The organism is Pollutimonas bauzanensis (genome assembly GCF_040393045.1).
Taxonomy (GTDB): Bacteria; Pseudomonadota; Gammaproteobacteria; order Burkholderiales; family Burkholderiaceae_B; genus Pollutimonas; species Pollutimonas bauzanensis_A.
The window spans coordinates 1-10,246 of the sequence record NZ_JBEBUX010000142.1; the positions used below are offsets into that span (position 1 = coordinate 1).

General features: G+C 55.2%; 10 protein-coding genes. 5 read left to right on the forward strand and 5 right to left on the reverse strand.

Features of this window, described 5'->3' with window-relative positions; all coding sequences use genetic code 11:
- Nucleotides 1-479: 479 nt before the first annotated feature.
- Together ABWO67_RS16915 and ABWO67_RS16920 are read right to left on the reverse strand one after the other, a co-directional pair.
- Entirely contained in the window at nt 480-1,559 is a 1,080-nt protein-coding gene (locus tag ABWO67_RS16915) for a cytochrome d ubiquinol oxidase subunit II (RefSeq protein WP_353153700.1), read from the reverse strand.
- Nucleotides 1,556-2,896 carry a cytochrome ubiquinol oxidase subunit I gene (locus tag ABWO67_RS16920; RefSeq protein WP_353153703.1) on the reverse strand — a complete coding sequence of 447 codons (1,341 nt, stop codon included), beginning with the start codon at nt 2,894-2,896 and terminating at the stop codon, nt 1,556-1,558. Before ABWO67_RS16920 ends, ABWO67_RS16915 begins: the two co-directional genes overlap by 4 nt.
- Nucleotides 2,897-3,008: 112 nt before the next feature.
- On the opposite strand from ABWO67_RS16920, the gene ABWO67_RS16925 reads away from it, so the two are divergent.
- The 4 genes from ABWO67_RS16925 (at nt 3,009) to minE (ending at nt 6,785) form a co-directional block, all read left to right on the forward strand.
- The gene (locus ABWO67_RS16925; protein WP_353153706.1) at nt 3,009-4,775 is read left to right on the forward strand and encodes a glutamine--tRNA ligase/YqeY domain fusion protein; all 1,767 of its coding nucleotides are present in this window, start codon (nt 3,009-3,011) and stop codon (nt 4,773-4,775) included.
- 42 nt (nt 4,776-4,817) lie between these two features.
- On the forward strand, nt 4,818-5,597 hold the full coding sequence (gene minC, locus ABWO67_RS16930; RefSeq protein WP_353153709.1) for a septum site-determining protein MinC: 780 nt from the start codon (nt 4,818-4,820) through the stop codon (nt 5,595-5,597).
- Nucleotides 5,598-5,707: 110 nt separating this feature from the next.
- Entirely contained in the window at nt 5,708-6,523 is an 816-nt protein-coding gene (minD, locus tag ABWO67_RS16935) for a septum site-determining protein MinD (protein ID WP_353153712.1), read from the forward strand.
- Nucleotide 6,524: 1 nt separating this feature from the next.
- On the forward strand, nt 6,525-6,785 hold the full coding sequence (minE, locus tag ABWO67_RS16940) for a cell division topological specificity factor MinE (RefSeq protein ID WP_353153715.1): 261 nt from the start codon (nt 6,525-6,527) through the stop codon (nt 6,783-6,785).
- A gap of 115 nt (nt 6,786-6,900) precedes the next feature.
- Here minE and ABWO67_RS16945 read toward each other — a convergent pair whose 3' ends face one another.
- From ABWO67_RS16945 to ettA, 3 genes are all read right to left on the reverse strand, one after another.
- Nucleotides 6,901-7,128: a YMGG-like glycine zipper-containing protein gene (locus ABWO67_RS16945; RefSeq protein ID WP_353153718.1), complete on the reverse strand. Its 228-nt coding sequence runs from the start codon at nt 7,126-7,128 to the stop codon at nt 6,901-6,903.
- Nucleotides 7,129-7,243: 115 nt separating this feature from the next.
- Entirely contained in the window at nt 7,244-7,786 is a 543-nt protein-coding gene (locus ABWO67_RS16950) for an isochorismatase family protein (RefSeq protein WP_353153721.1), read from the reverse strand.
- A gap of 23 nt (nt 7,787-7,809) precedes the next feature.
- Nucleotides 7,810-9,483 carry an energy-dependent translational throttle protein EttA gene (gene ettA, locus ABWO67_RS16955; RefSeq protein WP_353153724.1) on the reverse strand — a complete coding sequence of 558 codons (1,674 nt, stop codon included), beginning with the start codon at nt 9,481-9,483 and terminating at the stop codon, nt 7,810-7,812.
- 138 nt (nt 9,484-9,621) lie between these two features.
- Here ettA and ABWO67_RS16960 point away from each other — a divergent pair, with 138 nt between their 5' ends.
- Nucleotides 9,622-10,131 carry a hypothetical protein gene (locus ABWO67_RS16960; protein WP_353153727.1) on the forward strand — a complete coding sequence of 170 codons (510 nt, stop codon included), beginning with the start codon at nt 9,622-9,624 and terminating at the stop codon, nt 10,129-10,131.
- Nucleotides 10,132-10,246 lie beyond the last annotated feature (115 nt).

A 10,246-nucleotide genomic window follows, 5' to 3' on the forward strand; every position in this document is an offset into this window, starting at 1 on the left:
ATTGGACGAGCCTTCTTATGGAAGGGTGGCGGCTGATGTAAGGCCGCTGAAAGACGGATGCCAGTGAGCCGAGGTTAATGGTCAATGCTAGTAGGCAGATACGAATGGCCATATGCCAATGCGCAGAACGCCGCTAAGACCCTCTCCCTTTTTGCCTGCATCAGCTGCTGGCCGAAGCCGTCTAAGTCAGCCTTTCATGTGACGGCGGCTGGCACAGGGGTTGGGGCAGGCGAAGTCAGCGTGCGCCGGGCCAAGTTTCATTTCCGGTGAGGCAAGCCCGCGCATGTTCGACCAGCACGCTTGCTGACAGTCCAGTGGACTGTCAGCGCTGGGAGTTCGCGGGCGCACCGGAAATGAAACTTGGCCCGGGTAGCCCTGGCGACAGCACAGGGCCGCTAAGCGCTGAGCCAGTCCCAACCCCTGTGGCAGCCGCCGCTCAAGAAAGAGACAGGCTCACGACACCACCAGCGAGCCGTCGCCTAAGAAACCGACGAATCAGCTCCCACTCCCCTATCCTTGAAATCAGGCGGTGTCGGTGCAATGGACAAACCGAACATCCGCCAATACACCCAGATATTGAAAATCAACACCACAGGCAACGCAACCACCGTCGCCGCCAAGACCAGCCGCAACGAATCCACGGAAGCAGCCGCGTCCCAAATGGTTATATCATCCAGTACCAGGAACGGGAAAAAGCTATACGCCAGGCCGCCAAGCGTAATCAAAAACACCAGTAGCGTCATGAAAAATGGCAAGGCAGTCGTCCGGTAGCTGCTATTGATCATTCGTTGAAAACACATCTCGATCGATATGAAACATACCAGCAAACTGACCCACAGCAGCACCACAATGGGCCAATGCGGGCCATCGCTCCATTTCAGAAAAATACCTGGGTTCGCGAAGGCAAGCACCACCGACACACCTACGGCGCCGGCCGCCGCCCAGCGTACGGCCCGCCGTCCCCACATCACCGCTCGCGCCCGTAGTTCACCAGCTTCCCGCATAATCAGCCAGGCCGCGCCCAGCAGACAATATGCCGCGACTGCGCACAGGCTGACAAAAAGCGAAAACCATTGATAACCAGAGTGTGTTTGATAAGTCACCACGACCTGGGCCAGCAACAAGCCGTGTGCCAAAGCGGTAATTAGTGAACCCAACCCGAAGCCCACTAACCAGCGCGACTGCAATTCTTGCGGTGCGCGCAAACGCAGTTCAAACGATACCGAGCGCAAGAGTACGCCCAGCGCCAGCATGCACAACGGCAAATACAATTCGCCCATGATGCTGCCCCAGGCGTTGGGAAACGCCGCAATGAAAAGCCCCATTCCAAGGAATAGCCAGAATTCATTGGCATCCCGCCAGGGACTTAACAACGACAGCATGCGCGGGCGCAAATCGGCTGGCGCAAACAAAGCCAGGCAACCCACGCCAATGTCGAAACCATCCAGCACCGTGCCCGCCACAATAGTGGCAAACAGCAAGGCCATGAATACCAGCGGCATCCAGAAGACTGGATCCTGGGCACTTAGCCCCAAGGAAGATGCGAATGACGCAATCATGCCCGTCCCCTTCTTCTGGCGATAGGAACCACGCCGTAGCGGGCGATGTATCGCAGCAACTGCATGAATCCCACAAGGATCACGCCATAAAATATTAAGTACGCAATATATCCGCCCAGCAAAACATCGAAATGGGTGTTGCCAGTGATTTCACTTATGGTGATCGTGCCCGTGACCGCATAAGGAAAGGACCCGATCATTAAATAAACCAGCCCGGCCAACAGCAGAGCCCAACCTGAAAACGTCATGCCTGCCAAGACATGGCGCCACCAGCGCGACAATGCCCCCGGATCGTAATGGACCTTATGAGCGCGCCAAAGTGTCAACACGGCTATCAATGCCATCAGCACGCCAACTAACAAGGCGGCGCGAAACGACCAGAACGTCAGCGCCACCGGCGGCATCATGCCTGAGAACTGATCCAACCCACGCAAACTGCCGCTCTCGTCGCGGCCCAGGCCAAAGCTGCCAGCCCTCGGCCAAACCCACGCGGCCCGATTAACGGCCGCTTCCGTATCTGGCCAGGCGAACAAAACCAAATCAGCCTGTGAACCGCTATGCCAATACCCAGCCGCTGCGGCTGCCTTCGCCGGCTGATAACGCGCCGTCATCTGGCCGGTTCCCGCCACCACCAGCGCCTGCAACACCACGGCAGCAACAGCGATATGTACAGCCGTTTTGAATACCAGCCGGCCGCTTTCATCTACTGGTCGGCGCAAGGTTTGCGCTGCAACGACACCGAGCATAAGAAAAGCCACCGTCAATGCACTGGCCAGAATAAAAAGCCCGGCATACCAGGGCAAGGCAGGATTAAACAACACTTCCCACCAATTCAGCACATGGTATTGCCCATTGACCCAGTTGACGCCGGCAGGCGCGTGCATCCACGATAGCAGCACCAACATCCAAAAAGAGGACACCAGCACACCCACCGCCACCATGAATACCAGCAACGCATGGACTCTGTCAGACACATAGCGCTGACCGAATAGCATGGCGCCCAGGAAGCAAGACTTGAAAATAAAGGCCGACAAAATAGCCGCCGCCAAAAGCGGGCCGGCCACGTCGCCAATCTTATCCATCAACTGAGGCCATAGGCTGCCGAATTGAATCAATACGGGCATACTTGCCGCAAAGCTTAAAATAAAAGCCAGCGCAAATACGCGCACCCAGAAGCGATACGCTTCCGTCCAGGGAGCGTGATCCGAACTCAGCGAGCGAAGCTTAAAATACAGCAACACCCAAGCCAGCCCTAGCTCTATGGCCAAAAACAACAACATGAAACCCAGGCTGGAAAAGAACTGGATTTGCGATAACCAAAGGGTTGAATGCATCATAATGTGCGCTAGTTTAGAGCCAGTTCGCCATTTGCGGGCACCGCATGCAGGCAAATAACCCTGAACGTGGCAAAATGCTTACTTCATCTGCCATTTTCATTGCTTATTCTGTATGACTTCTGTACCCAGCCCTGCACCTGTTTCAAATTTTTTGCGCTCCATCATCGATAACGACCTTGCTCAAGGCCGTTACGCCGACAAGCGCTGGGCCGGCAAACCGGGGCCAGCCTCCGTTCAGCAGCAAGGCAGCATCGACGTGGCCCGTATCCGCACTCGCTTTCCGCCAGAGCCCAACGGCTATCTGCACATCGGTCACGCAAAAAGCATTTGTATTAACTTCGGCCTGGCACGCGACTATCTTGGCGCCTGCCATTTGCGTTTCGACGACACCAACCCCGAAAAAGAAGAAGACGAATACGTTAACGCCATTATCGACATGGTGAAATGGCTAGGCTTCGACTGGGACAACGGCGAAGAAACCAATTGCTATTTCGCCAGCGACTATTTCGAATACATGTATCAGTTCGCCCAGGCGCTGGTACAGGCCGGCCACGCCTATGTCGACGAGCAAAACGCTGAACAAATGCGCGCCACGCGCGGCACGCTTACCGAAAAAGGCACTGATTCTCCCTGGCGCAACCGCTCGGCCGCTGAATCCCTGACCTTGTTGCAGGAAATGCGCGAAGGCAAGCATCCCGACGGCAGCCTGGCATTGCGCGCGAAAATCGACATGGCGTCGCCCAACATGAATATGCGCGACCCGGTGTTGTACCGCATACGGCATGTCGCCCACCATCGTACCGGCACCGACTGGTGCATTTACCCCATGTACTCGTGGGCGCACCCAGTGGAAGACGCGCTGGAAGGCATCACGCACAGCATCTGCACCCTGGAATTCGAAGACCAGCGCCCATTCTACGACTGGATACTGAACCATCTGGCCGATCTGGGTCAGTTGTCGCGCCCACTGCCGCGCCAACATGAATTCGCACGCCTTAACCTCAGCTACGTCGTAACCAGCAAGCGCAAACTGCTGCAATTGGTGCGTGAAGGCGTTGTGAACGGCTGGGACGACCCCCGCCTGCCTACACTGGTAGGACTGCGCCGCCGCGGATACACGCCAGAAGCCATACGTCTGTTTTGCGAGCGTCTGGGCGTTTCAAAAGCCGATTCCCGCATTGACTACAGCCTGCTCGAACAAGCCCTGCGCGACGACCTCGACCCCAAAGCCTTGCGTACCGTCGCTGTCATTGATCCGCTCAAGCTGGTCCTTACCAACTACCCGGAAGGCCAGACCGAACTCTGCTATGCTCCCCGCAGCCCTCACGACCCTGAGGCCGGCATGCGCGAATTTCCGTTATCGCGTGAGCTGTGGATAGAGCGCGACGATTTCCGGGAAGATCCGCCAAAGAAATATTTCCGCCTGTTCCCCGGCAATACGGTACGCTTGAAGTACGGCTATATTGTTCGTTGTACTGGTTGCGTCAAAGACGATCAGGGCAATGTGGTCGAAGTCCACGCAGAATACCTGCCGGATACCAAAAGCGGCACACCGGGCTCGGATTCGGTCAAGGTTAAGGGCAACGTAACCTGGATTAGCGTCGCACATGCCATTCCTGCTGAAATACGTATGTACGACCGCCTGTTTTTGGATCCCCACCCGGATTCCGGCGACAAGGACTTCCTGGCCGCACTGAATCCCGATTCCTGCCAAATCGTGCAAGGTTGGCTCGAACCCGGCAACAAAGCGACACCGGGTACGACATGGCAATTCGAACGCTTAGGCTACTTCGTTGCCGACCGCGAAGAGTCCACCGCCGAAAAACCGGTTATCAACCGCGCCGTGACACTCAGGGACTCCTGGGTACCGAAAAACTAAGACGCAAGCAGATGTGTAACTTTTATTTGTGAAAAACAAGCCGTGAGCGACTCCTCCCCTCCCCGTAAAAGCCAATTGGCTCTGGACTTCAAAAGCGCCACACTATATGCGCTGCGCGTGGTGCTGCACAGCAACGATACGACAGAGCTTATTTCCGCCCTGGCGCAACGCATGCGCGACGCGGGTTCGTTTTTCGAGAACGAACCGGTAGTGATCGATGCAAACCTGGTCGAACAAGCCGTAGACTGGGCAGCACTGATCCAAGCCTTGCGCGACCATAACCTTCACCCGGTAGGTGTGGTGGCCTTGGGCGCCAATCTGGATAGCGCCATGGCCTGCGGTCTGCCCTCAGTAGACTTGGCCAACCCCGCACCTCGCCCAACCAGCGCGCCGGTCGCCGACAAAGATGTACCTGTTGTCGCCCCCCCGTCCTCGAAAGAGGAAAAAACCGTCGTCCCTATGGCTCCGGCAATTCCCGAAGTGGCGCCCGCGGCCATGGTCATCAACCGTCAACTGCGCTCAGGCCAGCGTATTTATGCACGCAATACCGATTTGATCGTTATTGGCGCAGTTGGCCAGGGTGCCGAAATCATCGCCGATGGCAACATCCATGTTTACGGCCCCTTGCGAGGCAAGGCAATGGCCGGCGCACGCGGCGATACCAGCGCACGCATTTTTACCACCCAGCTTGACCCCGAGCTCGTAGCCATTGCAGGGGTATATCGGGTGATAGAAACCAGGCTGGATCCAAGCCTGTTGAACCAGCCAACGATCGTCCAGCTGGATGGCGATCAATTAAAGATTACCGCGCTAGGCAAATAAGACATTTTTTGTTGCCAAGCAAAGGTCAAATATGTGCAAAACTCGCAACTTTGCTGCGATTTTGCTTTACGATAACGTGATTTACTAAGAACTAAAGGAATTCGATACTCATGGCGCGAATTGTTGTGGTGACTTCCGGCAAAGGCGGGGTGGGTAAAACAACCACCAGTGCCAGCTTCTCTTCAGGACTGGCGATGCGGGGCCATAAAACGGTGGTTATCGACTTCGACGTGGGCCTGCGCAATCTTGATCTGATCATGGGTTGCGAACGCCGCGTTGTTTATGATTTCGTCAACGTCATCCAGGGTGAAGCCACCCTTAATCAGGCCCTAATTCGCGACAAACAGCTGGAAAACCTGTTCATCCTGCCGGCATCGCAAACGCGTGACAAAGATGCGCTGACCACAGAAGGCGTGGAAAAAGCGCTCAAGGATCTTGCCGAGATGGGGTTCGAATACATCGTATGCGACTCGCCTGCCGGTATCGAAACGGGGGCCCTGATGGCATCCTACTTTGCCGACGACGCTTTGGTTGTTACCAACCCTGAAGTCTCGTCTGTACGCGATTCCGACCGCATCCTGGGGATACTGTCTGCCAAGTCGCGCCGGGCCGAGAAAGGCGACGATCCTATCAAGGAGTTTCTGCTGCTTACTCGTTACAATCCCAAGCGTGTCGCTGACGGCGAAATGCTTTCGCTTAAAGACATCGAAGACATCCTGCGCATCAAGCTGCTGGGCGTTGTTCCGGAATCCGAATCGGTATTGCAAGCATCCAATCAAGGTGTCCCAGCCATTCATATCCGCGACAGCGACGTGTCGGTCGCCTATCAAGACATCGTGGCGCGCTATTTAGGCGAAGAAAAGCCTATGCGCTTTGTCGATTACGAAAAGCCAGGCCTGTTCAAACGCCTCTTTGGAGGGAAATGATATGTCCTTCCTGAGTTTCCTGCTCGGAGAAAAGAAGACTTCTGCCAGCGTCGCCAAAGACCGCTTGCAGCTTATTCTCATTAACGAACGCGGCGACGGCATTACTCCCGACTACCTTCCCCGCTTGCAAAAAGAACTTGTGGAAGTGATCTCGCGTTACGTCAAGATCAATCCAGAAGACATCAAGGTCAATCTAGACCGCCAGGACTCCCTGGAAGTGCTGGAAGTCAAAATCGAGATGCCTCAGGTGGAAAGCCGCTAAACAAGCTAGGGTAGGACTGGCTCCTGTTAACCAGGCGTCTTTCCTACACCGTCTTAATAGCAATAAAAAAAGGCCAGCTTTTATAAAAGCTGGCCTTTTTCATATCTTGCGAAGATTAACGATTCTTGCCGACCTGGTCACCAATAACACCGCCGATCGCAGCACCGCCAACCGTGCCCAGGACGCCGCCGCCGGTAACTACCGCACCGGCAACGCCACCAAGACCGGCGCCAGTTACGGTGCTTTTCTGACGATGGCTCATGTTGTCCCAAGAAGAACACCCGCCCATTGCCAGTGCCAGCAAACCAACAGCTCCAAGCTTAGTGAAAGTTGTTAATTTCATATACGATCTCCAAACAGTTCAATCAACACTCTTACGTTACTTGATTTACGGCCCTGCCGACAACTTTCGAATGTATTCCTTGTGAACTTGCGAAACAGATGTATCCAAAGCGCGATCAGCCCTGCTTGATCAGCGCAAGCACATCCCTGAACTGCGGATGCGCCGGCGTTTCCAGCCATTCGAACATGGCCATTTCAGAGCTGATTTGCTCCAGACCATGGTGGGCCCAGCGCTGACACGCGGCGTCTTGATCGGACTGGCGTCGGGAACCTATGCAATCAGTCACCAGAATGGGGGTGAGTCCCAGGCCTGTCAGGCCCAGGCCAGTTTGTAACACGCATACATGCGCTTCTGTGCCTATTAACAACACATTGCAGCGTCGCTTTGGCAACTCGGACAAGAAATCTTTTTCCCGTGCGGCATTGAAATGAGTCTTGTGGATAACATGATCAACCCAGCGCCGCAGTACAGGCGACGTAGGGCCGATCTTGTCAACGCAATGCTCGGTAGCGATCACCGGCACACCCAACAACTGCGCCGTACGCACGAAGCGCTCGGCACGCCCAAGCACCTGCTCGTGATCGTGAATGGCTGGCAATAGCGCTGACTGCATATCAACCAGCAAGACCAGCGAATCGTGGGTGCTTAGTATGGGCATGGAACCTCCGGGAATGCTGGCTGTTATTTCAGTGCTTTATAACGCAAGCGCTTGGGCTTCGCACCTTCTTCACCTAAACGACGTTTTTTGTCGGCTTCATATTCCTGATAGTTGCCATCGAAAAAGACTAGCTGAGAATCCCCCTCGAACGCCAGGATATGAGTGGCGATACGATCCAGAAACCAGCGGTCATGGCTGATCACCAATACGCTGCCTGCAAATTCCAGCAAGGCATCCTCCAGCGCCCGCAAGGTTTCGACGTCCAGATCGTTGGATGGCTCATCAAGCAACAGCACGTTACCGCCTTCGATAAGCGTTTTAGCCAAGTGCAAACGGCCACGCTCACCGCCCGACAGCTTGCCAACCATTTTATTCTGGTCAGCGCCCTTGAAGTTGAAACGTCCCAAATAAGCGCGCGAAGGCATTTCAAAACGGCCCACCGTCAGCAGGTCGGCGCCATCGGAAATGGTGTCAAACACGGTTTTATCATCTGGCAACGATTCGCGGGATTGATCCACGAACGCCAGCTTGACGCTCTTGCCAACACTGAGCGTACCGGAATCGGGTTGATCCTGTCCCGCTATCATGCGAAACAGCGTCGACTTACCCGCACCGTTGGGACCAATAATGCCCACAATCGCGCCTGCAGGAACCTTGAAGCTAATATTGTCCATGAGCAGGCGATCACCGAACGCCTTGCTGACATTTTCGAATTCGATCACCTCGTTGCCCAGACGCTCGGCAACGGGAATGAAAATTTCCTGGGTTTCGTTGCGCTTCTGGTATTCATGCGACGACAGCTCTTCAAAGCGGGCAAGACGCGCCTTGGCCTTCGCCTGCCGGCCCTTGGGGTTTTGCCTGACCCATTCCAGCTCTTTCTTGATGGTGCGCTGACGAGCAGATTCGGACGCGTCTTCTTGTTTCAGGCGGTCGTCTTTCTGTTCCAGCCAGGAACTGTAGTTACCCTTCCAGGGAATGCCGTAACCCCGATCAAGTTCCAGTATCCATTCGGCCGCGTTATCCAGGAAATAACGATCGTGAGTCACGCCCACCACGGTGCCGGGAAACTTGCGCAAGAACTGTTCAAGCCACTCTACACTTTCCGCGTCCAGGTGGTTGGTAGGCTCGTCCAGCAGCAGCATGTCGGGTTTGGACAGCAATAAGCGGCACAAAGCCACGCGGCGCTTTTCGCCCCCCGACAGCTTGCCGATAATGGCATCCCACGGAGCCAGCCGCAAAGCATCAGCGGCGATTTCCATTTGATGTTCGATATCGTCGGCGCCGCTGGAGGCAGCTGCCGCAATAATCGCTTCGAGCTCGCCCTGCTCTGTCGCCAGTTTGTCGAAGTCGGCATCAGGCTCGGAGTAGGCGGCATACACTTCTTCAAGACGCTTGCGGGCCGTGAACAACTCGCCCAATCCTTCTTCGACCGACTCACGCACGGTGTGTTCGGCATTGAGCATAGGTTCCTGGGGAAGATAGCCTATTTTGATGCCAGGCATAGGTATCGCTTCGCCCTCGATCTCGCGGTCTATGCCCGCCATAATCTTGAGCAGGGTTGATTTACCCGAGCCGTTCAGACCCAGGACACCAATTTTGGCGCCCGGAAAAAAAGACAAAGAGATATCGCGCAAAATCTGCCGTTTTGGCGGCACGATCTTGCCAACCCGATTCATCGTGTATACGTATTGAGCCATGGCCACAAAGTCAAGAAATGATAAAGGGTTGATTGTAGGCCGGACTCAGGAATAAAGCCTCGATAACAGTAAAAACAGGCCTTGCCGCATGACGCGGACGATGGCTTAAAATAGACGCTTCACTTCCGGACGATAGCCATGCCCACCACTCAAGAATCTCCACTGCGCTTTACTGACGACGAACTCGACCTCATCGGCCGAACGGCAGATGCGCTAAGCGCCTACATGGGCAAGCCCGTCTTGGCCGAAGTCATCGATGCCGAAGACACCGGTTTCGAATGGGTGATCTTTGCGGTGCCCCTTGATATCCAGGACACTCCCGACGATATCGTGGTGGTGCAAGTCGGCGGCTCCGGCGCCAGAATCATCGGTAACCAAGGCGGGCTGGTGATCGCCGATGGCGATATTTTCGAATGCGAATATCTATGGGCGATTCAGTTATCTGATCTCGAGGGCGTACGCTTCATCAAGGTTGACCAGGAAGGCGAGGAAATCGCCTGGTCGGAAAACTTGCGGGACGTTCTTCCGTTTGTCATATCGGATGAGCCTGTCAGCGAGGATGACGATGACCTTGAAGACGATGAGCCTGACGATGATGACGATATTTTCGATCCGCACGAAACGGATTCACCTCGTACTTTGCATTGATGTAGGGCAAGTGCTGGTATGGGACGTTTAGCGGCTGGCTTATCGTGTCGCGGTGCCTGTCGGTTTCTTGAGCTTCTTGCTTCTCGCGCGGTGAGTCTGTCGGTTTCTTGAGCGG

What these genes read in the sequence shown, in the direction of transcription:
- ABWO67_RS16920 (WP_353153703.1), bottom strand. Translation starts at nt 2,896, where the DNA reads ATGATGCATTCAACCCTTTGGTTATCGCAAATCCAGTTCTTTTCCAGC.
- ABWO67_RS16950 (WP_353153721.1), bottom strand. Translation starts at nt 7,786, where the DNA reads ATGCCCATACTAAGCACCCACGATTCGCTGGTCTTGCTGGTTGATATG.
- ettA (WP_353153724.1), bottom strand. Translation starts at nt 9,483, where the DNA reads ATGGCTCAATACGTATACACGATGAATCGGGTTGGCAAGATCGTGCCG.
- ABWO67_RS16915 (WP_353153700.1), bottom strand. Translation starts at nt 1,559, where the DNA reads ATGATTGCGTCATTCGCATCTTCCTTGGGGCTAAGTGCCCAGGATCCA.
- minD (WP_353153712.1), top strand. Translation starts at nt 5,708, where the DNA reads ATGGCGCGAATTGTTGTGGTGACTTCCGGCAAAGGCGGGGTGGGTAAA.
- ABWO67_RS16945 (WP_353153718.1), bottom strand. Translation starts at nt 7,128, where the DNA reads ATGAAATTAACAACTTTCACTAAGCTTGGAGCTGTTGGTTTGCTGGCA.
- minE (WP_353153715.1), top strand. Translation starts at nt 6,525, where the DNA reads ATGTCCTTCCTGAGTTTCCTGCTCGGAGAAAAGAAGACTTCTGCCAGC.
- ABWO67_RS16960 (WP_353153727.1), top strand. Translation starts at nt 9,622, where the DNA reads ATGCCCACCACTCAAGAATCTCCACTGCGCTTTACTGACGACGAACTC.
- ABWO67_RS16925 (WP_353153706.1), top strand. Translation starts at nt 3,009, where the DNA reads ATGACTTCTGTACCCAGCCCTGCACCTGTTTCAAATTTTTTGCGCTCC.